The organism is Phenylobacterium sp. P4_E10 (assembly GCF_056401675.1).
This window is the reverse complement of record NZ_JBFUIW010000003.1, coordinates 246,083-269,910: the sequence shown is the minus strand read 5'-3', so window position 1 is coordinate 269,910 and position 23,828 is coordinate 246,083. Positions and strand designations below refer to the sequence as shown.

The window sequence follows — 23,828 nt, the reverse complement described above, 5'->3', positions numbered from 1 at the left end:
AATGCTTTGACTATAGAAGCCCTGCGGCGGTTTGTCTGCGTACTGCGCCATCGCTTGTCTCGCTTGAGAAAGCGGAGCGCGCTCAGCACTATGGTTGACGGCCTGTTGACCTCGTTTGTTGTGGTTATCGCAAGAGGGCGCCTGCTAACCCACTGATGTTGCATAGCATCCATGGGTGGGCGATGCGGGTTGGTACGATTGTGAGCTTGGGTGCCTCGGCTGCGTTGGGGCTGGGCGCCTTGTTCGTGGCCAAAGTCGCCCTTCCAGCTCGCAGCAACGTCGCCGCCGCCGCCGTCCCCGCGCCGGTCGTCAACGGCGTCTCGATGGTCGTCGCCTCGCAGGACATCAAGTACGGCGAGCGGCTGGACGCCAACCATCTGAAGGTCATCAAGGTCCCGCGTGAGGCTGCTCCGACCGGCGTGTTCGCCACCGTCGAGCAGGTGCTGGCCCAGGACAATGGCGGCGCGCCCGTGGCGCTGCTGCCGATCCTGGCGCGCGAGCCGCTGCTGCCGACCAAACTGAGCGGGCCGGGCGCCCGGCCGTCCGTCGCGGCCGAGATCGGCCACGGCATGCGGGCCTACACCATCGGCGTCTCCGACATCTCCGGCGTCGGCGGCCACGCCTTGCCGGGCGACCGGGTCGACGTGGTGCTGATGCGAAATCTGTCGAATGACGACGCCAACAAGGTCCTCCAGGCCGAGGTGGTGATCCAGAACGTCCGCCTGCTGGGCGTCGATCTCAACGCTGACCCGACCTCAAACAAGCCTGAAGCGCCGAGCACCGCGACCCTCGAGGTCAGCGTTCGCGACGCACAGAAGCTGGCGGTTGCGGCCAATCTCGGCTCCCTGTCGCTCGCCCTGCGGGCGCTGGGCCAGGCCGAGGTCGAGGCGGCCCCGCCGCTCGGCGTGCGCGACGTCGTCGGCGGCGCGGTCGCCCGGGCGCCGTCCACCGCTCCCCGTGCCCGCAATCCGGCCCCGGCGGCATCGCTACGACGGTCGATTATCACCGTGGTCGAAGGGGAGGGCGGAGCCAGGGCTCCGGGTGCATGAGTTGGTCGTGAGAACCGCAAACATGCTTCGAGTGATCGCCGTCCTGGCCGGCTGCCTCCTGAGCGCGGCGGTGTCGGTCGCGCCCGCCGCTGCCGAGAGCTTCGTGAGCGAGGCCGTGCGCAGCCGCACGATCAACGTTCCCAGGAACAAGTCACTGTCGTTCAGGCTGGACAGTCCGGCCTCAAAGATCGTGGTCGCCCAACCCGAAACCGCGCAGATCGTCGCCACGACGGACCGCAGCTTCTATGTGCGCGGCAAGGCGTTGGGCGCCACGAACCTCCTGATCTACGGGCATGGCGGCGCCCTGCAGGAAGTCGTGGACGTGCGGGTCGGCTATGACGCCGAAGCGCTCCAGTCGGACCTCGCCGCGGCCATTCCGGGTGAGGGAATCCGGGTTCGCAATCTCGGTGAAGGCCTGCTGCTGACCGGCGAGGTCTCAACCACCGCCGTCGCCTCGAAAGCCAAGACCCTGGCCGACAAGTTCGCTCCGGAGAGCGTGACCAGCGCCCTGACCGTGCGAGCCTCACAGCAGGTGATCTTGGAGGTGCGGGTGCTGGAGGCCAGCCGATCCGACCTCAAGGACATCGGCTTCAACATCAATGCGACCGACGGCGTGAATTTCGCCCTGGCCACCGGCTCGGGCCTGCTAGGTCCATCCACGCCGCAAGGCACGCTGGAGGTCCGGGGCACGATCGGCACCGTCGATATCGACGTGGTGCTGCGCGCGCTGGAGGAGAAGGGCGTGATCCGCACGCTGGCGCGGCCGAACCTGGTGGCCCTGTCGGGCCAGAAGGCCAGCTTCCTGGCCGGCGGTGAATTCCCGTATCCGATCCCGCAGGACCGGGACACGGTCGCCATCGAGTTCCGTCCGTTCGGCGTGAAGCTCGATTTCGAGCCGGCGGTGCAGGACAACGGCCTGATCCGCCTAATGGTCGCCCCGGAGGTCAGCCAGCTCGACCCACGAAACAGCCTGCGCCTGAACGGGATGGATATTCCCAGCCTGACCGTCCGCCGCACTTCGACCACCATCGAACTCAAGTCGGGCGAGAGCTTCGCTGTCGCCGGCCTGTTCCAGCAGGATTACTCGAATGCGGTGCGCCAGTTGCCCGGCATCGGCAACGTGCCGGTGATCGGGACGCTGTTCCGCTCCGCGCGCTGGCGGCGCCAGGAGAGCGAGCTGGTGATCATCGTCACTCCGCGCCTGGCGACGGCTGAGGACTTCACCGGCGAGAGCCGCGTCATGGCCGGCCGTGAACCCAGCCCCATCGACCTGATCCTCAGCGGCCTGGCGTTGGACAAGCCCATGTCCGCGCCGGTCGGGACGGGGCCTGCGGGCCAGTAACCGATGAGTACGAGGTCGCAGTCATGACCCACTGGAGCCTTCTGGGACGCCGCGTCCTGGCGGTTGGTCCAAGCCTGGCGCCGCTGGCGCGCGGGCCGCTGTTCGGCGCCGCCCTGGAAATGGCCGGCGTCGAACGTCTGGCCGAGGCCAAGGCCGCCAACCTGGATCTGGCGCTGGTCGACGTCGACAGCGTCGATCCGGTCGCGCTCGCCGCCGTACTAGAGAGTCTGGCGGCCGGTGGCTCGCCGCCGCCGATCCTGTTGGTCGGCGCGCGGTTGCCTGCCGCCCTGGTGCGGGCGTTGATGCGGCTGCCGGTTTCCGATGTTCTCGAGCCGCCCTACAGCGACGAGCAGGTGCAGGCGGCCGTCTACGGCCTGCTGGATGCCGCGGGCGCCCGAACTCCGGCCCCGCAGAGCAGCGACTCCCGCTGTTGGGCGGTCATAGGCGCCGTGGGTGGGGCGGGCGCCACCACCTTGGCCATCGAGTTTGCGACTGCCTTGGCCGCACGCGCCAACCGCGACCGGGCCGTCTGCCTGATCGACCTGCACCTCGCCGACGGCGCGGCCCCGGCCTATCTCGGCGCCACTGCGGCGATGGGCCTGGCCGAGTTCGGTCCGGCCGCAGAGCGCATGGATGCGGCCCTGCTCGCCGCCTTCACGACCCCGGTCTCCAAGGGGCTGGACCTGCTGGCCTGCCCGCGCGATCCGCTGGCGTTCGACCTGATCTCGAAGGACGCGGTGCTACGGATCCTGGAGATCGCCTGCGAGGCCTACGAGTTCGTAGTGATCGACATGCCTCGCCAGCGGCGCGCCTGGTCGATGGAGGTGCTGGCTGGCTCGGACGAGGTGTTCATCGTCTCCGAGCTGACCGTACCGGCGCTGCTGTCGGCGCGCGCCCTGGCCTCGGAAGTCGAGGCGGCCATGCCGATCGGCGTACGCTCGAAGATCATTCTCAATCGTCTGGCCAGCCGGATGTTCGGCCCGGCGCCTTCGGTGGCGGAGGCCGAGCGGGCGCTGGAACGTAAGGCCGAGGCCGCGATCAGCTCCGACTGGGAGGCCGCGGCCGCCTCGGTCAACCTAGGCGGCCCGATCAGCCAGCATCGGCCGAAGTCGAAGATCGTGCGCGACGTCGCCTACCTAGTGGACCGCCTGATCGGCGTGCAGACCCCGGTCGAGCGCCGCAGCATCTGGTCGAGAAAGGCCGCCTGATGGCTCGTTTCACCCTCGCTGCCAAGGCTGCGCCCGAGCTCGTTGTCGAGAACGCGCCACCGCCGGCGCCGGTCGCCCAGCCGCCAGCCCCGACCGATCAGTTGCTCGACATCAAGCTCAAGCTGCACGCCCAGCTGATCGAGGAACTCGACCTCTCGAAGCTGGAGTCCCTGGCCGAAGGGGAACTGCGCCGCCAGGTCATGTCGCTGGTCGGCGACTTCGCGCGCGCCGAGCGGTTAGTGCTCAACACCTCTGAATTGGAGGAGTTGGGCTCGTCGGTTCACGACGAGATGGTCGGGCTTGGCCCGATCGAGCCGCTGCTCAAGGACGACAGCGTTAACGACATCCTGATCAACGGCCCGTTCCAGGTCTATGTGGAGCGGCGAGGGGAACTGGAGCCCACGCCGGTCCGCTTCCGCGACAACGATCACCTGCTGCGGATCGTCAACCGCATCGTCGCCGGGGTCGGGCGGCGGATCGACGAGAGCCAGCCGATGGTCGACGCCCGTCTGCCGGACGGAAGCCGCGTGAACGCAGCCATCGCGCCCATCGCTATCGACGGCGCCTGCGTCTCGATCCGGAAGTTCTCCAAGAAGCCCTACACCCTGGAGAAGCTGGTCGAGGTCGGGGCCATGCCGGCCTGCGTCGCCGAGTTCCTACACGGCGCGGTAAAGGCGCGGGTCTCCACTGTGATTTCGGGCGGCACCGGTTCGGGCAAGACCACCCTGCTCAACGCGCTGTCCTCGGCGATCAGCATCAAGGAGCGTCTGATCACCATCGAGGACGCCGCCGAGCTGCAGCTGCAGCAGCCGCATGTCGTCCGCATGGAGACCCGGCCGCCGAACATCGAGGGCAAGGGCGAGATCCGCCAGCGCGAGTTGGTGAAGAACGCCCTGCGGATGCGTCCGGATCGTGTGATCCTGGGGGAAGTCCGGGGCGAGGAAGCCTTCGACATGCTCCAGGCCATGAACACCGGCCACGAGGGCTCGATGGCCACCATCCACGCCAACACCCCGCGCGACGCGATCACCCGCCTTGAGCAGATGGTGGCGATGTCCGGGATGAAGCTGTCGCCGGAAGCGGTGCGGGGTCAGATCGCTTCGGCCGTCGGCATGATCGTCCAGATCATGCGTATGTCTGACGGCAAGCGGAAGATGATGAGCGTCTGTGAGATCGTCGGCATGGAGGGCCAGGTGGTCCAGATGCAGGAGATCTTCGCCTATCATCGCACCCACACGACCGCGGACGGCGTGGTCCATGGGGAATTCCGGGCCAGCGGCCTGCGCCCGCGCTGCCTCGACGAGATGACCCGCCGGGGCATCCCCTACGACACCGCCAACTTTGACCCTAACCGCGTGCTGGGCTGATGCAGTTCGACGCCTCCACCGCCTATCTGATCCTGGTCTTCGCGGCCGTGTTCTCGGCGGTCCAGGCCGGCGTCGGCCTCTTCCGCACCGCTAAGGTCAAGCACAAGGTCAACCGCCGCCTGCTGCTGGCCGAACGGACCGGCGGCACGATCGCAGAACTGGTCGTCGAGCTGCGCAAGCAGCGCGGCCTGAATGCGGCGGGCTACGCCAAGGGCGGCTGGGCCTGGCTCAGCCAACTAATCGTGCGTTCGGGCGTGCCGTATGACGGCCGTCGCTGGCTGGGCGGGCTGATCGCGGCGGCTATCGTCGGAGCGGTGGCGGCCGCGGTGGTCACGCGCCAGCTGATCGCGGCGCCGGTCGGGGCGCTGTTGCTCGGCGCAGGCGGCCCGGTGTTCTTCCTAAACTTCATGGCCAATCGTCGCGCCATGGCCCTGGGCAAGCAGCTGCCGCAGGCCCTGGAGATCATTGTCCGCAGCCTGGAGGCAGGGCACCCGGTGCCGACCGCCGTGGCCCTGGTCGGTCGGGAGATGTCCGATCCGATCGGCTCGGAGTTCGGCATGGTCGCCGACGAGATCGCCTATGGGGCGACGCTCGAGCAGGCGGTCAACCGCATGTCGCTGCGCTGCCAACACCAGGACCTCGACCTGTTCGCCGCGACCGTCAGGTTGCAGGAGCGTTCGGGCGGAAATCTGACGGGGCTGCTGAAGCTGAACGCCTCCACCGTGCGCGACCGGCTGCGCATGCGGTTGAAGATCAAGGCCGCCACCTCCGAAGGGCGCGCCTCGGCGATGATCCTCAGCGCCGCGCCGTTCGTGGCCGCGGGCGCGATCCTTGTGATGTCGCCGAGCTTCTACATCGACGTGATCAACGAGCCGCTGATGCAGGTCGGGCTGGGTGTCATCGGGACCTGGATGCTCATCGGCAATCTGGTGATGCGCAAAATGATCGACATGCGGATCTAGGCCATGGATGCGATCCAGCTACAGAATCTGATCACGATGGCCGCCTTCGCACTGCTGGCGGTGGCGGGGCTCGGCGGCGCAGCGGTGCTGGCGGGCGAAATGCGGCTGCGTTCACAGCGCCGCGCGCGCTTCCAGTCGCCCGCCAACGCTGGGCCTCATGCGCCGTTTGGCGAAGTGCGGATCTTCGGCCAGGCGGTCGATGGCCTGCGCCGCCTGGGCCAGCAGGCAGCGGTTCGCGACCCCTCTAAGATCTCCGACCTGCGCATGCGCCTGATGCAGGCCGGCTTCTTCAATCGCGAGGCGCCGATCTACTATCTGGGCGCGCGGGCCGTGGCGCTCAGCATCGCGACCCTGGGCGTGGTGGTCGTGCTGCCGTTCGCCCTGAAGGGGGGCGGGTCGTCGGCGATCGCGGTGGCCGCCGTGTTTGCGATGGCCGCGCTGATGGGCCCCGACCAAGTGCTGAAGGCCCGCCAGAAGAGCCGCGAGCAGGAGTACAGCGACGGCTTTCCCGACCTGCTGGACCTGCTGGTCGCCTCGGTCGAGGCCGGGCTCAGCCTTGATGCAGCGGTATCGCGCGTCTCCGACGAGCTGGTTCGCCGCTATCCGCGTCTGACTGTCCACCTGCGCATCCTCACCCTGGAGCTTCGCGCCGGTAAATCGCGCAAGGACTCCTGGTTGACCTTCGCCGATCGGCTCGGGATCGAGGACGCCCGGGCGCTGGCCACCATGCTGCGCCAAGCCGAGGAAATGGGCACCAGCCTGGGGGAGACGCTGACTGTGTTTTCCACGGACATGCGCGCCAAGCGGATGCTGCGCGCCGAAGAGAAGGCCCTGGCCCTGCCGGTCAAGCTGACCGTGCCGCTGATCCTGTTCATCTTTCCCTGCCTCATCGGGGTGCTGATCCTGCCGGCGGTGGTGCGGGTGGTGCAGATGATGGGCGCGAACTGAGGCGTTCCGGGCTGGCCTGACGCGTGGAATAGGCTAGAGAGCCGGCATGGATAAGACGGCCCTGGCTCGCAACGCCCACCGCGTCCTGCGCGACGCGATCATCCCGGAACTGCCGAACCCTTACTACGGCAAGGTGCGGGACAACTACGATCTGCCCGACGGACGCCGGATCATCATCGCCAGCGACCGGATCAGCGCCTTCGACCGCATCCTCGCGGCCATTCCGTTCAAGGGCCAGGTGCTGACCCAGACCGCGCGGTTCTGGTTCCAACAGACCGCCGACATCTGCCCCAATCACGTCCTGGCCTATCCCGATCCGAACGTGGTGATCGGTCGCCGGCTCAACATCCTGCCGGTCGAGATCGTCGTGCGCGACTACCTAGCTGGCACCACCGGCACCTCGATTTTGACCCTTTATAAGAAGGGTCAGAGGACAATGTACGGCCACACGCTGCCCGATGGCCTGGCCGACAATCAGAAGCTTCCGCATCCGATCATCACCCCCACCTCCAAGGCGTTCGACGGCGGCCACGACGAGCCGCTGACGCCTGACGAGATCGTGGAGCAGGGGCTGCTGACGCAGGTGCAATGGGACACGCTCTCGGCCTATGCCCTGGCGCTGTTCGCCCGCGGGCAGGAGATCGCGGCGCAGCGAGGCCTGATCCTGGTCGACACCAAGTATGAGTTCGGGGTGGACGGCGAGGGGACCATCATCCTGGCTGACGAGATCCACACGCCGGATTCCAGCCGCTACTGGTTCGCGCAGAGCTATCCCGAGCGCTTCGCCGCCGGCCAGCGGCCCGAGAGCTTCGACAAGGATTTCGTGCGGTCGTGGGTGGCCGAGCGCTGCGATCCCTACAAGGATCCGATCCCTGAGATCCCGGCCCAGATGCTGGTCGAAACGGCGGCAGTCTACATTCAGGCCTTCGAGGCCATTACCGGCCAGACGTTCGAGATCCAGGATGACGGCGAACCCGTCCTGGAACGGGTCCGCCGCAACCTGGCGCAGTTCTTCTAGAACGACTTGCGGATAGTCAGGCCGATCGTTCGCGGCTGGTTGGTCTGATAGCCGTAGCGGGCGCGCAGGCCCCGCTCGCGGTCGACCGACAGCCAGGCTCGCTCGTCGGTCAGGTTCTGGACGAAGATGGCGGCCTCGAAGTCGCCATAGCGGATGCCGCCGCGCAGGTTGACGACTTGGTAGTCTGGCAGCTCCAGCGGGAACGACAGGCTCGAAACCGTCGGGTCGCCTATGTCAAAGAGGCTCACGCGGCGGGGATTGTCTTCCTGATCGGCGACCTGGGTGAAGCGGTCGCCGACATACTGCCAGGTGAGGTTGGCGAACGGCGTCCAGTTGCCCTCGATCTCGTGCACGTAGTTCAGGCTGAACGCGGCCTGGAACTCCGGCACCGTCGGCAGGCGGTTCCCATCGCGCAGGCCCTGGATGGGCGCGCCTAGCGAGTCGACGACGCTCGAGGTCAGCTCTGCGTTGTTGTACGAGGCCGAGGCGGCGATATCGAAGGCCTCGTTGAAGCGATACGAGAACTCGGCCTCGACGCCGGCCGACTGAGCGTCCGGCACGTTGACGATCACCCGCGACGAGCAGCTGCCGGCGTCGAGGGTAGCCTGCAGGTTCTCGATGTCGGCGTAGAACGCGGCCACGGTCAGGACGCCTGAGCCGCCGAACTCGGCCTTCACGCCCGCCTCGTAGTTCCAGACGGTTTCGTTGTCGAAGCTCGGCTTGGAGAGGGCGTTGAAGGTGGCGAAGTCGCCCGCGGTGCAGAGCGGGCGGTTCAGCGGGTCGTTGATCCCGCCCAGTCGGAAGCCCTTCGACGCCTGGGCGTTCAAGGTGACGTCGTCGTTGATCTTGTAGGCGACGATTACCCGCGGTGCGAAGTCATCGGCCTCGGTGCTGCCGGGCACGCCGATCGTCCGCTCGGCGAAGATGCCGTCGAAGGTCAGGGTGCGTTCCTCTTCGTAGCTCGCCCAACGCAGGCCGCCGGTGATGTCCAGTCGGTCGGTCACCGACCAGGTGCCTTCACCGAAGAAGGCGTACTGGGTCTGATCGTAGGGCACGGTCGAATAGTAGAGGGTGTCTCTCGGCGCGGCCGGGCCAGCGGTCGCAATGCCGGTCAGATCCTCGAACCCGATCACGGGCAGGGCCTGGGAATAGTCGCGCTGGACGTCGCTGTAGAAGGCGCCGATCACCCATGAGATCGGGCCCTCGCCGGTCGAGGCGAGGCGGATTTCCTGCGTGAACGACTTCACGTCGGTGATGTCGATCAGCGGAGCGTCGAGGGTATAGACATCTTCCGGCAAGCCGATGCTGCCCCCGGTGATCGAGCCGGTGAGGGCGGTGGCGTCACGCACGACCTTCACATCGCGATCCTGGAAGGTCGAGATCGAGGTCAGCGCCAGGTCGCCGAAGTCGTACTCGATCGTCAGGTCGCCGAGCAGGAAGTCGTCTTCGAACTTTTCCTGCAGCTGGGTGAACTGCTGCAGGTCGCCGAGCTGATAGGGCGGGCGGGTGGTCGTGTACTGGTTGCCGAGGATGTTGAAGATGTCGATGCGGTTGAAGCCGTCGACATCAATGGTCTGGTACAGGACCCGCGGCGTGATGCTGAGCTCCTCTGTCGCCTGGATCAGCATGGCGGCCCGGAAGCCAAGCCGCGAGCCGCTGTTGACGTCTTCCTTGACACTGCCGTCGGGCTGGACCGCGTCGATGTAGCCGGGGAAGCTGGTCGCATAGCCGACGAGACGCAGGGCGACTTGGTCGGTCACGGGAATGTTCACCGCGCCCTTCAGCTCGCCGCCTGTCTGGCCGCTGTCCACGGCGTTGACGGTGGCTTCGAAGGCCCCGTGATAGCCGTCCGTCGTGGGCTGGTTGGTGATGTAGCGGACCGTGCCCGACAGCGAGCCGGAGCCGAACAGCGTGCCTTGAGGTCCCCGCAGCACTTCCACGCGGTTGAGGTCGAAGAGTTCGATATCCGGCGTGAACAGCGACAGCGAGATCACCGACTCGTCGAGATAGACCCCGACCTGCTCCTTCACGCCCGGCTGGTCGCGGACGATCTGGCCTGCGGAGATCCCGCGGATCGCGACCTGGCTCTGGCCGGGGCCGAGGTTCTGGACGGTGAAGTTGGCGATGTTGCGGGACAGTTCCTCGATGTTGGTCGCGCCGCGCTCGCGCATCTTGGTTTCGCTGATGGCGTTGATCGAGAAGGGGACGTCGATCAGCGCTTCGTCGCGCTTTCGAGCGGTGACGATAAGCTCTTCGACTTCCGGTTGGGCCAATGCCTGGCCGGCGGGCAACGCCATCATAAGCGCAAGCAGACTCACCTGAGCCGCCGCGCGAGTGCGGTGGTACGCCATGGTTTCCTCCCTTTGTCCCCCGACGCTCGGCGATCTCAGGGGAGATGCACGGCATGGGTGTTGTGGGCGGGAGGAAATCCTGCGTCGGGCGAGCCTGTCCAGGGCCTTCCAGATCGCGAGAAATGCTAACTTAACAAGGCGGTAGGTTCATTTTTACGAGCCCGGATCGCGGCGACGCCTTACGCTATAAGCGTTGCTGCAATTATTTCTGATTACCGGCCTCCTCGCGGAGGGTGTGGCGCCGAACGCACAGGCGCCGACCGATCAGCCGGTGAAACCCAGCATGATCACCGTCAGCATGAAGACCAGCAGAGCGATCGAGCAGAACAGCAGCAGAAAGCCGGTTCGCCAGAGGGCTGAGAACGTCGACAGGCCGTAGGCGCCCTTCACCTGGGCGAACATATGCACCGGCACGATGGTCGTGAACGCGAGCGCCGTGGCCGTCGCCATCCCGCCTCCAAAGCGGAACAGGGCGGCGCTGACCATGATCAGCATGGCGATGAAGGTCAGCGAATAGAGAACAAAAACCCCGTGGTCATAGAGGGTGAAGCCCCGCCTCCAGAGGAACAGCAGCGCCACGAATGGGATCGAGATCGGGATCAGCAGGAAGGAGAATTTGTAGAAAGTTTGCTGGATCTTGTAGAGCGCCAGCTCCGGGTTCTGCAGCTTCTTGGTGAGCTTCTTGTCGAGCTCCTTGCTGCCGGTGTTGACCTTGAATTCACCCGACGCGGATTTCGCCTTGAGGGTCTCCGCCCAGCCCTGGCCAATCACCGCCACGTTGGGGACGGTGGGGTTCTCGTTCATCGCCACATCGGCGGCTTTCAGCTGCGCCTCGGCGGCGGCCACCCGCGCCTTCAGCTCCTCGCGCTTGGCGACCGAGGCCGAGTCGGAGCCTTTCGGCGCGTTTTCGAGGGCGACCTCGGCTTGCACCGCTTCGTTTGTAGCCATCATGAACTGCGTGCCGGTCGACTGTGGGCCGCTGGCGGCGGCTTTTACTCCATCGGCGGCGACGTCGACCGCCTGGCCGGTCACCGGCATGAAGCTCAGCAGCATGAACATCACGAAGACGGTGAACAGGTACATGGCCATCGGCGAGACGTAGCGTGTCCGCTTGCCCATCACCCACTCCCGGGTGAGCCGGCCGGGATTGAGGACCAGCAGCGGCAGGGTCCGCCAGATCCGGCTGTCGAAGTGCATGACCCCGTGCAGGATCTCTTCGCCCAGGTGGAAGAGGGTCCGGTGGACATGGGCCGGCTGGCCGCAGTTGGAGCAGAAGCGGCCGGTGACGTCGGACCCGCAGTCGGCGCAGACATCGTGATGCTCGCCCGCCTTGCCGGTCCGCTTCTCGATCGCCGAGGCAATCATCGTGCCCGTGACTGCTCCGCCTGCCGCATCCAGATCCATGAGCGCCCCTCAACGCAAAATCGGTCGCACTGTTACAGCCGTTCGCCGAACGGGCCAACGGAGCTTGAACCCGGCGGGCGAGGCGGACAGGTTGTGCGTCTAGCCGGGGCAGGAGCGACGTCGTCATGTACCATCAGGGTAACCGAGAGCTGCAAGACGCCTTCGGGAGTCGGGCCTTGGCTGATCGTCTAGCGGAAACGCTGCGCCACTCGGCCTTCACCGAGGCCGACGCCAAGTTCGTCGCCGAGCAGAGCTTCTTCTTTCTGGCCACCGCCGACGGCGAGGGGCGGCCCGATTGCTCGTTCAAGGGCGGCCCGCCTGGGTTCGCGCAGGTCACCGCTCCCGATGAGCTGATCTTCCCCGACTACGACGGCAACGGCATGTTCAAGAGCCTGGGCAACATCGCCGCCAATCCGCACGTCGGCCTGTTGTTCATCTCGATGGGAGATCAGCCGCGCCGCCTTCGGGTCAACGGCGACGCTGAGATTCTGCGGGACGACCCGCGGATGGCTGGCATGCCGGGCGCGCAGATGCTGGTTCGCGTGCGTCCCGCCGACATCTTCCCCAACTGCCCGCGCTATATCCCGAGCATGGGGAATGAGACGCCGTCGCCCTATGCCCCGAAGGCGGACGAGTCGCCGCTCGAGCCGACCTGGAAGAGCTTTGAGATCTTCAAGGATGTGGTGCCGGTCCGCAAAGCCTAGGCTCCAGCCAACTCCTCCTCGACCTGACCCAGGCGTTCCTTGCCGAAGAAGATCTCCTCGCCGACGAAGAAGGTCGGGATGCCGAAGGCGCCGCGGGCCGCGGCTTTCTCAGTGTTGGCGAGCAACTCGGCCTTTACCTCTGCGTCCTGCGTCGCCTCCAAGATGGCGCGGGCGTCGAGGCCGGCCTCCGTCAGCACCTGGGCGACCACCTCAGGGTCATCCATCTTCAGGCCGCGCTCCCACATCCCGGCGAATACCGCGCGGGTATAGGCGTTCTCGACCCCCATCCGCCGGGCCGCGATCAGGCCGCGCATGATAAGCAGGGTGTTGATCGGGAAGTGCGGATTGAACTGATACTGGCTCAGGCCGTGCTTGGCGATGAAGCGCTTGGTCTCCAGGGCCTCGTAGGCCAGCTTGCCCTGGATGCCGCCGAAGGCGGTCATCGGGGCTTGATTGCCGGTCAGCTTGAAAATGCCGCCCAGCAGGCAGGGGCTGATGACGATCTGCGCTCCGGTCCGCTCGGCGATGCCTGGCAGGACGCAATGGGCCAGATAGGCGTTGGGGCTGGCGAAATCGAAAATGAACTCAACGGACTTTCCCATGGGCGATCCTCCTCACCAGGCCTCGGTCCAGGGACGCAGGTCGATTTCGTGCGTCCACGCCGAGCGTTGTTGTTTGTGCAGCCAGACATAGTTGGAGGCGATCTCCTCGGGCTTGAGGATGCTGTCGCCGCCCAGCCTGGCCTCGATGTCCGGAATGTTGGTGCGCGAGAACACGCCATCGATCGATCCGTCGACGACGACGTGGGCCACATGAATGCCTTGCGGGCCCAGCTCGCGGGCCGCCGATTGCGCCAGGGCGCGAAGACCATGCTTGGCCGAGGCGAAGGCCGAGAACCCCTGGCGCCCGCGAACCGAGGCTGAGGCGCCGGTGAAGAGGATGGTGCCGCGGCCGCGCGGGATCATCACGCGAGCCGCCTCGCGGCCGGTCAGGAAGCCGGCGAAACAGGCCATCTCCCAAACCTTGTGGAACACCCGCGAGGTGGTGTCGGTCAGGCTGAAGCGGACGTTCGCCCCGATGTTGAAGACCACGACCTCAAGCGGCCCCACCTCGGCTTCGATCTGATCGAACAGGGCGACCATTTCCTCCTCGGACCGAGCGTCGACGCCGTAGGCGCGGGACTTGCCGCCGGCATCGCGGATCGACTGGGCGAGCCCCTCCAGCTGTTCGAGATTGCGGGCCCTGCGGGTGATGCAGACCTCGTAGCCTTCGGCCGCGAAGGCCTTGGCGATTGCTCCGCCCACACCGTCGCCGGCGCCCACCACCAGACATGCGGCCATGGCTCGTCTCCAGTCAGTTTATTTTCTGGACGGACCATGGTATCGATTTCGGACTTGGTCAATGGCGGATGGGTCCGGCGATGAAATGGGATGATCTGGCGAAGGAGCCGTGCTCGGTCGCCCGCTCCGTGGCGGTGATCGGCGATCGCTGGACGCTGCTGATCCTGCGCGACTGTTTCCTGGGGGTGCGTCGGTTCGATGCCTTCCAGACGCGTCTGGGGATCTCACGCACCATCATCGCCGAGCGGCTGAAACTGCTGACCGACGAAGGGGTGCTGGCGCGGGTCGCCTACCAGGAGAACCCGGCCCGTTTCGAATACCGGCTGACCGAGAAGGGGTTGGCCCTCTATCCGGTGGTCATGGCCATCGTGCATTGGGGCGACCGCCATTATGCCGACGACCGCGGCCCACCGATCCTGCACCGGCACAAGGGCTGTGGCTGCGACTTTCAGCCGGTGATGACTTGCTCCGAATGCGGGGAGGAGGTCGAGGCCCGGGCGGTCGAGGCCCGCCCGGGCCCGGCCTTCAGTCCATCAACTGCTGACTAAGATAGGTGTATTCGAGCGCCTGGCGCTTGGCGGTCTCGTTGAGGTTGGCGGCGGCGGCGTGACCACCGTCGATGTTCTCGTAATAGAGGTAGTCGTAGCCCAGTTCCTTGAGGCGCGCGGCGGCCTTGCGGGCGTGGGCCGGATGCACTCGGTCGTCCTTGGTCGAGGTTTCCAGGAACACCCGGGGATAGGGCTGGCCCTTGGCCAGCTTCTGGTAGGGCGAATAGGTGTCGATCACCTTGCGCTCTTCCGGGTTGGCCGGATCGCCGTACTCGCCGACCCAGGACGCGCCGGCCCCGATGTGGGTGTAGCCGATCATGTCGAACAGCGGCACCTGGATCACCACGGCCTTGTAAAGCTCCGGACGCTGGGTCAGGGCCACGCCCATCAGTAGGCCGCCATTGGAGCCGCCCATGATGCCGAGCTTGCCCGGATTGGTGACCTTGCGGGTGATCAGGTCCTCGGACACCGCGAAGAAGTCGTCATGGACCCGCTGACGGTTCAGCTTCAGCCCGGCTTCATGCCAGCGCGGTCCGAACTCGCCGCCGCCGCGGATGTTGGCGATGGCGTAGGCGCCGCCGCGTTCCAGCCACAGCTTGCCGACGGTCGCGGCGTAGGCCGGGGCCTGGGAGACCTGGAAGCCGCCGTAGGCGTAGAGCAGGGTCGGGGTCGCGCCGTCGAACTTCATTTCCTTCGGGCGCACTAGGAAGTACGGCACCTTGGTCCCGTCCTTGGATAGGGCCCAGTGCTGCTCAACCGCCAGCTTGGAGGCGTCGAAACGGGCGGGCAGGGTGCGCAGGGTTTCGCGCGAGCCGCTGGCGGCGTCGGCCAGCAGCTGGGTCGAGGGTGTCAGGAAGCCGGCCACCTGCAGGATCAGCTGGTCGTCGCTGTCCGAAGCCGAGGCGATACCGACCGAGATGTCGGCCGGCAGCTCGAGCTTGGTCGAGGCCCAGCCCTTGGCGTCGTGGCGGAAGCTGAGCACCCCGCCTTTGACGTTGTCGTACAGCGCCACGACCAGCCGGTTGCGGGTGGTCGCCACCTGCTCGACGGACTGGCTGTCGGTCGGACGCAGGACCAGGGTGGCCCTGACCTTGGAGGCGTCCGTCTTCAGGGCGCCGAGGTCCATCGCCAGCAGATCGCCGGACTGGCCCGACTGGGCCGTCCAATCCTCTTCCAAGGTTAGCAGCACCTGGCCGTCGAGCAGGCCCTGGATCGACGAGCGCTTCGGCAGCGGCAGCAGGGTCGCGCCGGCCTCACCGATCAGGTGATGCTCCGCGTTGAAGGTGTCGAGCGGCCGATGGGCGATCAGCGCCTGGAGTTTGCCGTCGGCGTCGCGCAGTGCGATGGGGCTGACGCCATAGCCGCCGTCGTCGGCCTTTCCGCGAAACACTTCGCGGGCCTGGGCCAACGGCTGGCCGCGCTTGAGGATCTTGATCACGTAGGGATAGCCGGAGGTCGTGAGCTCGCCCTTGGTCCATTCAGTGGCGACGGCCAGGGTGTCGGCGTCGAGCCAAGCGTAGCGGTGCTTGCCGGCCGGCAGGAAGAAGCCGTCCTTCACGAACTGGCCGGTCTTGATGTCGAACTCGCGGACCTCGACGGCGTCCTTACCGCCGTCGGAGAGGTCGAGCAGGCAGAGCCTGTCGTCGGGCGCCAGGCAGTGCGCGCCCTTGTAGACCCAGTTCTTGCCTTCGGCTTTGGCCAGAGCGTCGATGTCCAGGATCGTCCGCCACTCCGGCTTGCCGGTGCGATAGCTGCCGAGGGTAGTGGAACGCAGCAGTCCGCGCACGTGCTCGGCGTCCTGCCAGAAGTTGCGCAGCGTCCCGTCGCCGGCGAAGCCGACCGGGGTGATACGGTCCTTGGCTGTCGCGATCGCAAGCGCCTGGTCATAGAGCTTGGCGTAGCGAGGATCGTTCTGGAGTTGCGGGAGCGAGCGCTCGTTCTCGGCCTTGGCGAAGGCCATGGCCCGAGGCCCCTCGATCTCCTCCATGTAGACGTACGGATCGCTGGGATCGGGCAGGGCGGCGGCAGGTAATGCGGTCATGCCGCTCAAGATGGCGCCGACCGCCATTTTTCCAAGTAACGGGAAACGCATCGACGAACTGCCTCACGGTGTGAACTTGCCAAGGTCGAGCTTAGGCTGGGCAAATCGGGCCGGGCAAACGTCGTGCGACGAAACAAACGGCGGTGTAAACGGTCCCTGCGCGCAATGACTGGTCAAGCGCGCGTGCAACCTAGGCTGCGCCTGGGGAATCCGTCATGGTCCCGCGCCATGTCAAACGAACCCTTTTTCAAACGGGACGGTCAATATTTCGTCCCAACCCCCGCCTGCCGCGGCCCCTGGAACCCCAAGTCGCTCCACGGACGAGTCATTGTCGGTCTTCTCGGCTCGGTGCTCGAACAGAAGCACGGCGATTCGGAATTCATCCCGGCCCGCCTGACGGTCGACATGTACCGGCTACCGGGCTTCGACCCGATCGAGATCACGACCACGGTCGTGCGCGAAGGCGGCCGCATTCGCGTGGTCGACGCCGAGTTCATATCCGGCGGCGTCAGCATGGCGCGCGCCTCCTGCCAGTTCCTCAAGCGCACCGAGAATTCGGAAGGCAATGTCTGGAAGCCGGGGACATGGGACGTGCCATCGCCGGCCGACATCCCGCCGCCTCCAGCGCGAGAAGGTATGGGCGGCATGTGGGCGTCGCGGCCCATCAGCGGCGCCTTCGCTTCAGCCGAGCAGCGGCGGACCTGGATGAGCGAGGTCCGTGAGGTCGTCGAGGGTGAGCCCCTGACGCCGTTCCAGCGGGTGGCCGTGGCCGCCGACTTCGTGAGCCCGCTGACCCATGTGGGCGACCAGGGCCTGGGCTACATCAATTCCGACGTCACCCTTTACCTGCACAAACTGCCGGAGACGGAGTGGGTCGGGTTCGAGAGCACCTATCATGGCGCCGACGACGGCGTGGCGGTGGGCGACGCCCGCATCTACGACGAGACCGGGCCGATCGGGCTGGCTGCCTGCACGGCGCTCGCCCAGCGTCGCCTGCCGCCGCCTCCGGCCGCGAAGTAGGCGCGTCGATGCGTGGGGGGGTGATGGCGGCCGCGCTGCTGGCTGGACTTCTCGGCGGGGCGGCGCAAGCCGCAGAGCCGTGGCCGGCCACAACGTTGAAGGACCTTGAGGCCGCCAAGGCCTTGATTGTCCAGAACCACCCCGCTGCGACGCCGGAGATGGAGGACGCGCTGTTCTGGCGTCGGCTGGACGACGGCTATGCCGTCGCCTGGTCCGCCGCCGCCGCGACCACCGATTTTCCCGCCTATGTGAAGGTCATGCGGGGCTTTGCCCTGAGCTTTCAGGACCCGCATATCGCCTGGCGGCCGTCGCCGGAGATGGCCGACAAGACCCCGCCGATGCCGCCGCTGGCCGTCGGCAAGGCGGGCTTTGGCGTGCGCGCCGTCCCGGGCGGGATGTGGATCTCGATGGAGCGGCTGACCGACGACGTGCTGCCCGTGGTCAAGGAAGCGCAGGAGCGGCGGTCCGAGATCCAGGCCGCCAAGCGGGTGATCATCGACCTGCGTGGCAACACCGGCGGCAACTCAGAGTTCGGCGATCAGGTCGCCGAGGTCATCGTCGGCAAGGCGGCGATGCGCGCCTCCGACCGCATTCCGAGGGGCGGCTGCGGCGTCGTCTGGCGGGCCACGCCCGGCAATATGGAGACCCTGCGCAGCTATGAGACCCGCTTTGCAGTCAGCGCGCCGCAACTGGCCAGGGAGGTCGGGGAGGCTGCCGGCCAAATGCAGCACGCCATGGCCCAGAGGCGCAACTTCACCGCCGACATCCCCAGGGCCTGCCTGGAAGTGGGGGATGACAGGCCGCCGTCGCCCGCTGTTGCTCCTGGCCACCTGATCGTGCTGACCGACGAGGCCTGCTTCAGCTCGTGTTTGATCTTTGTCGACCGGTTGCTGCGGCTGGGCGCGGTGCAGGCCGGCCAGCCGACTCGCGAGGGCAATTGGTACATGGAGGTGCGCGCCGCGCCGCTGCCGTCCGGCCTGGGAATCTTCAGGACGATGCAGAAGGTCTCGCTGGAGTTCCCGCGGAAGATGGGCCCGTACACGCCCTCGCGGCCCTATCCGGGCGACATCGCCGACACCGCCGCGCTGGAGCGCTGGCTGACCGCGCCCTAGAGGCTCGACAGCGCCCGGGGGCTTGCCGCTACTAGGGCCATGACGACGCCGATCCTTGCTCTCCAGTCGCTCACCAAGTCCGTGCCTGGCGGCCGGGTGCTGTTCGAGGGCCTGGACCTGCGCCTAGCTCCCGGGGAGTTCGTGACGATCATGGGCGAGTCCGGGGTCGGCAAGTCGACCTTGCTGAACCTGATCGCCGGCCTTGATCTGGTCGACTCCGGGGGCGTCGCCATCGACGGGGTCGACCTGGGGGGCCTGGATGACGACGCCCGCACCCTGCTGCGGCGCGACCGCATCGGCTTCGTATTCCAGGCCTTCCACATTCTGCCGCACCTGACCTTGGGCCAGAACGTCGCCTTGCCGCTGGCTTTGCAGGGCCACCCGGAGGCGCCCGCCCTCGCGCGGGCGGGCGAAATGCTGGCGAGCGTCGGGCTAGGCGAGCGCGCCCACGACTATCCGCGCCAGCTTTCGGGCGGCGAGCTGCAGCGGGTGGCGATCGCTCGGGCGCTGGTGCACCAGCCTGGCCTGGTGCTCGCTGACGAGCCGACCGGGAACCTGGATCCGGAGACCGCGGCCAAGGTGCTGGAGGTGCTGGCCGGCGCGGTGCGCCACTCTGGAGCTGCGGCTGTTCTGGTCACCCATTCCGAGGTGGCCGCCCGCGCCGCCGACCGGGTTCTGGTGCTGGGTCGTGACGGGCTGGTCGAGCGTCATGTCGTTTAGATCGACCACGCTCGCGGCGCGCTGGATGATCTTCGGCGAGTGGCGGGCGCACCCCGTTCGGGCGGCGACGGCCGCGGCGGCGATCGCCATCGGCGTGGCGCTCGGTCTGGCCGTGCATCTGGTCAACGCCTCGGCGCTCAGCGAATTCTCGCAGGCGGTCAGCGCGGTCAATGGCGACGCCCAACTGCAAATCCGCGCCACCACCCAGTTCGGCTTCGACGAGGCGCTCTATCCGAAGATCGCGCGCGCCAAGGGCGTGGCCGCCGTCAGTCCGGTGGTCGAGCTGGAGGCCGCCAGCGAGCGGCCAGGCGAGACGATCACGGTCCTTGGCCTCGACGCCCTGCGCGCGGCCTCGGTGACCCCCGGCCTGATGGCTCGCCCGCTGGCGGGCGAGGGGGCGCACGGCCCAACGCCCGATGCGATCTTCGCCGAGGACGCCGTCTTCCTTTCGGACGCGGCATTGGCCGAGCGATCCGTCGGCCAAACCATTCAATTGGCCGCCGACGGCCGCCGGGCGAGCTTCCGGATCGCCGGCGTGCTGCCGGGCGTCGGGGAGGGGCGGCGCGTGGCCGTGACTGACATCGCCGTGGCGCAATGGCGCCTGGGCCGGTTGGGCCGCCTCCAGCGGCTCGATCTGCGGCTGGCCCCCGGCGTCGACGAAGCTCAGGTCCGCGCGGCCCTCGGCGCGATGCTGTCTGCCGACGCCCAACTGGTGACCCGCGACAGCGAGGCACGGCGCAGCGACGCCCTGAGCCGCGCCTATCGCGTCAACCTCGACATGCTGGCGTTGATGGCGCTGCTGACGGGCGGGTTCCTCGTCTATTCCGCACAGTCGCTGTCGGTGGCGCGACGTCGGCCGCAATTCGCTCTGCTGCGAGTGCTGGGGGTGCGACGGCGGAGCCTGCTGGCCCAGGTTCTGGCCGAGGGATTGTGCGTCGGGTTGGCCGGCGGACTGCTGGGAATCGCGCTCGGGTTTGGTCTTGCTGACGGCGCCCTGCGTCTCCTCGGCGGCGATCTCGGCGGCGGCTATTTCGGCGACGCCAAGCCGACCCTGGTCCTGGCGCCTGGGGCGGCGCTGGTGTTCTTGGTTCTTGGCCTGGCGACGGCGATGGTCGGCAGCCTTGCGCCGGCACGAGAGGCGGCGCGCGCCCAGCCGGCCGTGGCCCTGAAGAACGCCGGGGACGCCATCGATCCATCGGTGCGTCCAGGCATCTGGCCGGCCGTGGCCTTGCTGGGACTCGGCGCCGCTGCCGCATTCGGGCCGGCGCTCTGGGGCGTTCCCTTGCTCGGCTATGCCTCCATGGCCCTGCTGCTGGCCGGAGGCGTCGCGGCCATGCCCTGGGTTGCGCGGATGCTGCTGACGGCAGGCCGCCGCTCGACGGGTCGCGTGCCGCTAGACCTGGCGATCAAGCGGCTCTGGGGCGCGCCGTCCCAGGCCGCCGTCGCGCTCTGCGGGGTGGTGGCCAGCACCAGCCTGATGGTCGCGATGGCGGTGATGGTCTCCAGCTTCCGCGGCTCGGTCGATGACTGGCTGGGCCAGGTGCTGCCGGCCGACCTCTATCTGCGCGTCGAGGCCGCTGGGACTGGCGGCGGCTTCGGGCCAGACGACCAGGCGCGGCTGGCGGCGGTCTCTGGAGTCGAGCACATCGTCTTCCTCCGAACCACCTCAGTTCGGACCAGCCCCGACACGCCCGCCCTGGCGCTGATCGCACGTCCTGACGGCGGCCTGGGGGTCGGTGCGCCGCCGATGGTCGGCAGAACTCTTGATCCGCCGCTCGGCGCCATGGAAGCCTTCGTCTCCGAACCGGCCGCCTGGCTCTATGGGTGGAAGGTTGGCCAGTTCATCGACCTGCCCGTCGGCGCGGCCGGGACCGCCCGGTTCTTCGTCAGCGGGATCTGGCGCGACTATGCCCGCCAGCACGGAGCGGTGACGATTGACGGGCGCGACTACACACGGCTGACCGGCGACGCCGCCCGCGGCGAAGCCTCGGTGACACTGAGACCTGGCGTTTCGGCCGCGCAGGCCGAGCGCGCTTTGCGAGCCGCCCTGCGCCCCGAACTGGCGGCGCGGCTGACGGTGGCTGAGCCCAGGACGCTGCGGGTGACGGCGTTGCGCATCTTCGACCGCAGCTTTGCGGTCACCTACGGCCTTGAGGGTATCGCCATCGTCGTCGGGCTGGCCGGGGTGGCGGCGACGATCTCGGCCCAGACCCTGGCCCGCACCAAAGAGTTCGGGATGTTGCGGCACCTGGGCGTGACCCGACGCCAGATCATGAGCATGCTGGCGGCCGAGGGCGCGCTGCTCGGTGTTGTCGGGGGCGTTTGCGGTGTCGGTCTCGGGCTGGTGATGAGCCAGGTGCTGATCCACGTGGTCAATCCGCAGTCGTTCCACTGGACCATGGAGACCCGCCTGCCCTGGACGCTGCTGGCCAGCGTGGTGGTCGCCCTGATCGCGTCCGCCGCCGGGACGGCGCTGTTGGCAGGGCGGCGCGCGCTCTCGATCGACGCCGTTCGCGCCGTGCGGGAGGACTGGTGATGCTGCGCCGCTTGATGCTGCTCCTCATCGTGCTGGGCGCTCTTGTCGCGCCGGCCGCCGCCCAGGCGCCGATCTATCCCGCTGTGCGGCCAGGCGTGGCCCTGCGCTTTCCAGCCGACCACGGCGCTCACCCGGCGTTTCGGACCGAGTGGTGGTACGTCACTGGCTGGCTGGAGACGCCCGAAGGCGAGCAACTGGGCTTCCAGGTGACCTTCTTCCGTTCACGCCCTCCGATCGGCCAGGACAATCCCAGCGCCTTTGCGCCCAAGCAGATCCTGTTCGCCCACGCAGCCCTGTCCGATCCGAGGGTGGGTAAGCTGCTGCACGGTCAGCGCATCGCTCGGACGGGTTTCGGGCTGGCAGGGGCCTCGACCACGGACGCTGACGTGGTGATCGACGACTGGAGCTTGCGGCGTCGGCCCGACGGCCGCTTCGCCGCCAAGGCTGCGGGCGAGGGGTTCGACCTCGACTTGGCCTTCCAGCCGACCCAGCCGGTCCTGCTGCAGGGCGAGGCGGGCTTCAGTCGGAAGGGACCATCGCCCACCCAGGCGAGCCACTATTACAGCCTGCCGCAATTGAAGGTCTCAGGCGTGGTGACGCGCCATGGCAAGCCGGTCCGCGTAACCGGCGGCGCCTGGCTGGACCGCGAGTGGTCCTCGACCCTGCTGGATCCCAAGGCGGTCGGCTGGGACTGGGTTGGCCTCAACCTCGACGATGGCGGTGCGCTGATGGCCTTCCAGGTGCGCGACGCCGAGGGCCGCGCGCTCTGGGCCGGCGGCTCGCTGCGAACCCGTGATGGCGGAGTGACGAGGTTCGGCCCGCAGGATGTCACGTTCTCCGCCGGCCGCCACTGGCGCTCGCCACGGACTGGCGCGTCCTATCCGGTCGAGCGATCGGTCTCCGTGAAGACCGGCGCCGGCGTGCGCAGTTGGAGCCTCAAGCCGCTGTTCGACGACCAGGAACTGGACAGCCGCAAGTCCGGCGGTCCGATCTACTGGGAAGGGGCGGTGCGAACTCAGGGTGGGCGCGGCTACCTGGAGCTGACAGGCTACGCCGCGCCGATGAAGCTTTAGGGGCGCACCAGGATCTTCACGTGGGCCTCAGGGTCGCCGAGATCCCTGAAGGCCTGCGCCACCCCGTCGAGGCCGACCGTGCCGGTGACCACGTTGCTCACGTCGATGCGGCCTTCGGCGATGTCATGCAGGGTCGCGGCGAACTCTTCGGGGCTGTAGCCGAAGACGAAGGTCAGCTCGATTTCCTTGGTGATGGCGATCGCCGGCTCGATGCGGTCGGTCTCCATGCATACGCCGGCTACGACGATCTGCGCCCCGGCTGGAGAGGCCTCGATCAGGCTCTGGACCACGCCGGGCGAGCCGACGCACTCGAAGACCACGGGCCGTCCGAAGCTGCCGCCCATCATGCGGATCATGTTCTGGGCCGCACGGGCGGTTGGCACGCCGAAGCCTTCCCAGCGCGTGTGCGGGCTCTCTACGGCGGGATCGATCACAACGTCGGCGCCGAGCATCCCAGCGGCAGCGCGGCGGCGGGGTGAGAAGTCGGCGGCGATGACCGGGCCGTGGCCCTTGGCCTTCAGACCGGCGATGACCGCCAGGCCGACCGGGCCGCAGCCGACCACCAGGGTGACGCTGTTCGGATCGAGCCGGGCCTTGGCGACCGCGTGCGCGCCGACCGCGAAGGGCTCGGTCAGCGCGGCCTTCTCGGTCGGCAGCCCGTTGGGGACCTCCAGCAGCAGGGCCTCGGAAAGGATCATCCGTTCTGAGAAGCCGCCGGGCAGGGCATTGGAGAACCCCAGCATCTCGACCCCGCCGACCGGGGTCAGCGTGGCGGGGATGGAGACTACCCGCGTGCCGGGCTTGAGCGCCCCGATCGTGCCGGGGCCGTGCTCGAGGATCTCAGCGCAGAACTCGTGCCCGAAGACGGTGTCGGCGGTCGGATCGAAGCCGGTCGCCCCACCGCCGGCGCGGCGGGTGAGGTCGATCATGTGCTCCATGTGGTGCAGGGCGTGGAGGTCCGAGCCGCAGATTCCGCAGGCCAGGGTCCGAACCAGGACCTGACCCTGATCGGGCGCCAGATCGGCGATCTCGTCGCAAACCAACTGCTTGTTCCGCCGGATGACCGCGCGCATCGCATTCTCCCG

General features: G+C 67.6%; 20 protein-coding genes. 14 read left to right on the top strand and 6 right to left on the bottom strand.

The genetic code is table 11. From position 1 onward, the window contains the following. The first annotated feature begins 155 nt into the window (after nucleotides 1-155). From cpaB to AC1DQJ_RS05170, 7 genes are read left to right on the top strand one after another with little or no spacing between them, the layout of a single operon-like run. A complete protein-coding gene (gene cpaB, locus AC1DQJ_RS05200) occupies nucleotides 156-1,049 on the top strand; it encodes a Flp pilus assembly protein CpaB (protein WP_477600932.1) in 894 nt (297 codons plus the stop codon). A 22-nt stretch (nucleotides 1,050-1,071) separates the two neighbouring features. Continuing rightward, on the top strand, nucleotides 1,072-2,391 hold the full coding sequence (locus tag AC1DQJ_RS05195; RefSeq protein ID WP_477600930.1) for a type II and III secretion system protein family protein: 1,320 nt from the start codon (nucleotides 1,072-1,074) through the stop codon (nucleotides 2,389-2,391). Between the two features lie 23 nt (nucleotides 2,392-2,414). Further along, nucleotides 2,415-3,599: a CpaE/TadZ family protein gene (locus AC1DQJ_RS05190; RefSeq protein WP_477600928.1), complete on the top strand. Its 1,185-nt coding sequence runs from the start codon at nucleotides 2,415-2,417 to the stop codon at nucleotides 3,597-3,599. Beyond that, the gene (locus tag AC1DQJ_RS05185) at nucleotides 3,599-4,966 is read left to right on the top strand and encodes a CpaF family protein (RefSeq protein WP_477600926.1); all 1,368 of its coding nucleotides are present in this window, start codon (nucleotides 3,599-3,601) and stop codon (nucleotides 4,964-4,966) included. The genes AC1DQJ_RS05190 and AC1DQJ_RS05185 overlap by 1 nt, the downstream gene beginning before the upstream one ends. After that, nucleotides 4,966-5,928: a type II secretion system F family protein gene (locus AC1DQJ_RS05180; RefSeq protein ID WP_477600924.1), complete on the top strand. Its 963-nt coding sequence runs from the start codon at nucleotides 4,966-4,968 to the stop codon at nucleotides 5,926-5,928. Before AC1DQJ_RS05185 ends, AC1DQJ_RS05180 begins: the two co-directional genes overlap by 1 nt. Before the next feature lie 3 nt (nucleotides 5,929-5,931). Continuing rightward, nucleotides 5,932-6,876, top strand: a complete 945-nt coding sequence (locus AC1DQJ_RS05175; RefSeq protein ID WP_477600922.1) for a type II secretion system F family protein — start codon at nucleotides 5,932-5,934, stop codon at nucleotides 6,874-6,876. Nucleotides 6,877-6,922: 46 nt separating this feature from the next. Further along, nucleotides 6,923-7,894: a phosphoribosylaminoimidazolesuccinocarboxamide synthase gene (locus AC1DQJ_RS05170; RefSeq protein WP_477600920.1), complete on the top strand. Its 972-nt coding sequence runs from the start codon at nucleotides 6,923-6,925 to the stop codon at nucleotides 7,892-7,894. On the opposite strand, the gene AC1DQJ_RS05165 is transcribed toward AC1DQJ_RS05170, so the two are convergent. Together AC1DQJ_RS05165 and AC1DQJ_RS05160 are read right to left on the bottom strand one after the other, a co-directional pair. Further along, nucleotides 7,891-10,245 (bottom strand): TonB-dependent receptor, encoded by a 2,355-nt coding sequence (locus AC1DQJ_RS05165; RefSeq protein WP_477600918.1) that lies wholly within the window; start codon nucleotides 10,243-10,245, stop codon nucleotides 7,891-7,893. The two genes, AC1DQJ_RS05170 and AC1DQJ_RS05165, sit on opposite strands and share 4 nt — an antisense overlap. Nucleotides 10,246-10,509: 264 nt before the next feature. After that, complete coding sequence (locus AC1DQJ_RS05160; RefSeq protein WP_477600916.1) at nucleotides 10,510-11,649, bottom strand: DUF3667 domain-containing protein; 1,140 nt, start codon at nucleotides 11,647-11,649, stop codon at nucleotides 10,510-10,512. A gap of 176 nt (nucleotides 11,650-11,825) precedes the next feature. On the opposite strand from AC1DQJ_RS05160, the gene AC1DQJ_RS05155 reads away from it, so the two are divergent. Further along, nucleotides 11,826-12,353, top strand: a complete 528-nt coding sequence (locus AC1DQJ_RS05155) for a pyridoxamine 5'-phosphate oxidase family protein (RefSeq protein WP_477600914.1) — start codon at nucleotides 11,826-11,828, stop codon at nucleotides 12,351-12,353. On the opposite strand, the gene AC1DQJ_RS05150 is transcribed toward AC1DQJ_RS05155, so the two are convergent. Then, the gene (locus AC1DQJ_RS05150) at nucleotides 12,350-12,955 is read right to left on the bottom strand and encodes a DsbA family protein (RefSeq protein ID WP_477600913.1); all 606 of its coding nucleotides are present in this window, start codon (nucleotides 12,953-12,955) and stop codon (nucleotides 12,350-12,352) included. The genes AC1DQJ_RS05155 and AC1DQJ_RS05150 overlap by 4 nt on opposite strands. Nucleotides 12,956-12,967: 12 nt before the next feature. Continuing rightward, nucleotides 12,968-13,693, bottom strand: coding sequence for an SDR family NAD(P)-dependent oxidoreductase (locus AC1DQJ_RS05145; protein ID WP_477600911.1), 726 nt, complete (start codon nucleotides 13,691-13,693; stop codon nucleotides 12,968-12,970). Between AC1DQJ_RS05145 and AC1DQJ_RS05140 the strand changes: the two genes are divergently transcribed. Continuing rightward, complete coding sequence (locus AC1DQJ_RS05140; protein ID WP_477600909.1) at nucleotides 13,684-14,241, top strand: winged helix-turn-helix transcriptional regulator; 558 nt, start codon at nucleotides 13,684-13,686, stop codon at nucleotides 14,239-14,241. The two genes, AC1DQJ_RS05145 and AC1DQJ_RS05140, sit on opposite strands and share 10 nt — an antisense overlap. On the opposite strand, the gene AC1DQJ_RS05135 is transcribed toward AC1DQJ_RS05140, so the two are convergent. After that, nucleotides 14,219-16,309, bottom strand: coding sequence for a prolyl oligopeptidase family serine peptidase (locus AC1DQJ_RS05135; protein WP_477600907.1), 2,091 nt, complete (start codon nucleotides 16,307-16,309; stop codon nucleotides 14,219-14,221). The genes AC1DQJ_RS05140 and AC1DQJ_RS05135 overlap by 23 nt on opposite strands. A gap of 138 nt (nucleotides 16,310-16,447) precedes the next feature. Here AC1DQJ_RS05135 and AC1DQJ_RS05130 point away from each other — a divergent pair, with 138 nt between their 5' ends. Genes AC1DQJ_RS05130 through AC1DQJ_RS05110 form a run of 5 tightly spaced genes read left to right on the top strand, consistent with a single transcriptional unit; the run spans nucleotide 16,448 to nucleotide 22,743 of the window. Continuing rightward, nucleotides 16,448-17,302 carry an acyl-CoA thioesterase domain-containing protein gene (locus tag AC1DQJ_RS05130; RefSeq protein ID WP_477600906.1) on the top strand — a complete coding sequence of 285 codons (855 nt, stop codon included), beginning with the start codon at nucleotides 16,448-16,450 and terminating at the stop codon, nucleotides 17,300-17,302. A gap of 23 nt (nucleotides 17,303-17,325) precedes the next feature. After that, entirely contained in the window at nucleotides 17,326-18,414 is a 1,089-nt protein-coding gene (locus AC1DQJ_RS05125) for a S41 family peptidase (protein ID WP_477600904.1), read from the top strand. 39 nt (nucleotides 18,415-18,453) lie between these two features. Continuing rightward, entirely contained in the window at nucleotides 18,454-19,134 is a 681-nt protein-coding gene (locus AC1DQJ_RS05120) for an ABC transporter ATP-binding protein (RefSeq protein WP_477600902.1), read from the top strand. Next, entirely contained in the window at nucleotides 19,124-21,670 is a 2,547-nt protein-coding gene (locus AC1DQJ_RS05115; protein WP_477600900.1) for an FtsX-like permease family protein, read from the top strand. The genes AC1DQJ_RS05120 and AC1DQJ_RS05115 overlap by 11 nt, the downstream gene beginning before the upstream one ends. Continuing rightward, complete coding sequence (locus AC1DQJ_RS05110; RefSeq protein ID WP_477600898.1) at nucleotides 21,670-22,743, top strand: lipocalin-like domain-containing protein; 1,074 nt, start codon at nucleotides 21,670-21,672, stop codon at nucleotides 22,741-22,743. Before AC1DQJ_RS05115 ends, AC1DQJ_RS05110 begins: the two co-directional genes overlap by 1 nt. On the opposite strand, the gene AC1DQJ_RS05105 is transcribed toward AC1DQJ_RS05110, so the two are convergent. Then, nucleotides 22,740-23,816, bottom strand: a complete 1,077-nt coding sequence (locus AC1DQJ_RS05105; protein ID WP_477600896.1) for a zinc-binding dehydrogenase — start codon at nucleotides 23,814-23,816, stop codon at nucleotides 22,740-22,742. The two genes, AC1DQJ_RS05110 and AC1DQJ_RS05105, sit on opposite strands and share 4 nt — an antisense overlap. Between the last annotated feature and the right edge of the window lie 12 nt (nucleotides 23,817-23,828).